Source organism: Streptomyces sp. NPDC055287 (genome assembly GCF_053646035.1).
In genome coordinates, this window is record NZ_JBSHNE010000123.1 from 1 (window position 1) to 1,787 (window position 1,787).

2 protein-coding genes are annotated in these 1,787 nt (G+C 66.9%); both read right to left on the reverse strand.

Annotation, left to right across the window (positions count from 1 at the left end; translation table 11 throughout):
• Positions 1–134: 134 nt before the first annotated feature.
• The gene (locus tag ACWIHY_RS40255; RefSeq protein WP_454381718.1) at positions 135–821 is read right to left on the reverse strand and encodes a hypothetical protein; all 687 of its coding nucleotides are present in this window, start codon (positions 819–821) and stop codon (positions 135–137) included.
• Between the two features lie 372 nt (positions 822–1,193).
• On the reverse strand, positions 1,194–1,787 hold a 594-nt coding region (gene amaP / locus ACWIHY_RS40260), incomplete at its 5' end, for an alkaline shock response membrane anchor protein AmaP (RefSeq protein WP_454381720.1).

The following is a 1,787-nucleotide window of genomic DNA, read 5'->3' on the forward strand; positions in this document are numbered from 1 at the left end:
AAGCCATACCGCTGGACCTACGACGGCACTCCGCTCAAAACCGCTTGAACAGGAGCATCAAAACCCCTCCACGAACTTCTGCGGAGCAGCACTAGGTACAGGGGCTGGTCATGCCGTCCGGTCGAGTGCAGGTTCTAATACCGATCCAGGCGGTGCGCGTATGGGGTTGGCAGAGACTGCGTGCCGCCTCCGGGGAACCAAGCCGTGCAAAGATCCCGGTACCGTTCGGGGATCGACATGCCGTGCACGTATGCGTCATCGGCCGACCAGTAGCCAAGAAGCAGCCGGATGAGCGCCTTGTCATCGGGGAACAGGCCGCCGCGTCGCAGCGCGTCGAACGCCTTGTCGTAGACCCTCTCCGACTGCTGCACGGCAGCCCGGCGCCGCAGCTCGGGCTCGAGATTGCGTACCAGGGACGACCGGTTCAAGACGGCGGCCATCATCCCGCCGCTCGGCGGAAATCTCTGCTGGTAGGTGCAGCCCATATGGCGAGCCACTCGGCCGGTCAGGCTGTCGGCCGGCTCCCGCACTGTGAATTCGCTCAGACGCCCTTGCCAGCCATGTCGGGCGATGGCAACGAGCAGCAGGCGTGCCGCGGCGGCATTCTCGGCCACCAGTTCGTCCACGGTCAGCGAACCCAGGGGGTCGCCGAAGGCTCGGCCCTCCAACACGGCATAGCCAACGGCAGCACTGTCGGTCTGCAGAACCAGGGTCTGCGACCCAGGCTTCCATGTTGCCTGGGGGATGAGGCGGTTCCAGCCTGCGTGCCGTGCGTGGGTCCAGGGCCGCTGAGCGTGCGCGGTGTTGTACAGACGAATCATCGCCGGAAGATCGGCCGGAGAGCCGCTGCGGATGCCCCGGGACGGCCGTACCCGGGTCATCTCCCGCCGTCTGTTCGACGTTGCGCACGGGGATGACCAGGTGCCCTTCGGCGTCAACGAACGCTGTCACCGCACCGTAAGCGAACGAAGCCAGGCGCGCGCCGAAGGCCACCAGCCGGCCGCCGGGGACGTGCAGCGCATCGCGTTCGAAGAGGCGCAGATCCGCCGTGACGGATACTCATGCCTCTGCTTTTCGATCCCTCAAGGTGCCCTGCTTGCCGGTGAATTGCCTACCTCGCCGACTGCTGGCGCACATGAATCCGGGACGCTTCGCAGCCGGTTACCCGCGTGGGACTTCGGCTCCGGGGGATCTTAGGCGGCGCGTTGGGCGCGGTGGCGGACTTCTTGGAGTCGGACTTTCGACGGGAGGTGGTCCAGGCCGGCCGAGTCTCGTGCGTGTGCGAGTGTTTCCTGGCTCAGCCGCTCCAGGGTCCGTGCTGGATCCGCGTGAGGCTCCAGCAACAGCCGCACGTGTGCGGTGGGAGCAGTGGGTCGGCCCGTCAGCCGTACATGAGCCTGCGAGACCCCGTCCAGGGCCTGCGCCTCTTCCTGGATCACGTCCCCCAGAGTCCGGCCGTTGAGTCGGGCTGCCGTGCCATCTTCGCTGTTGACGAGGACATGGCCCAGGCGGTGTCTGCGTTGTGCGAGGAGCCACCACAGCAGCAGGGCCAGCAGTACGGCGAGCACCGCGATGAGGGTCGGCCACCACCAGCCTTCTTCCCGCCACCGGGTGCGTCCCTCGGTGCCCAGTACGACATCGTCCGGCCCGCGGAAGGGCCACCAGCCGGGGACCTCGAAGTCCCAGTGGCGTTGCAGATCCAGGCCGCCCAGCAGCACGCCGCCACCCAGGGCGAACAGTCCAAGGCCAAGCAACCCCAGCAGGACCCGGTTCACTGTCTTGAGCAT

Bases quoted from the DNA above. Each gene is read 5' to 3' on its own strand.
- ACWIHY_RS40255 (WP_454381718.1), bottom strand. From the start codon at position 821: ATGATTCGTCTGTACAACACCGCGCACGCTCAGCGGCCCTGGACCCAC.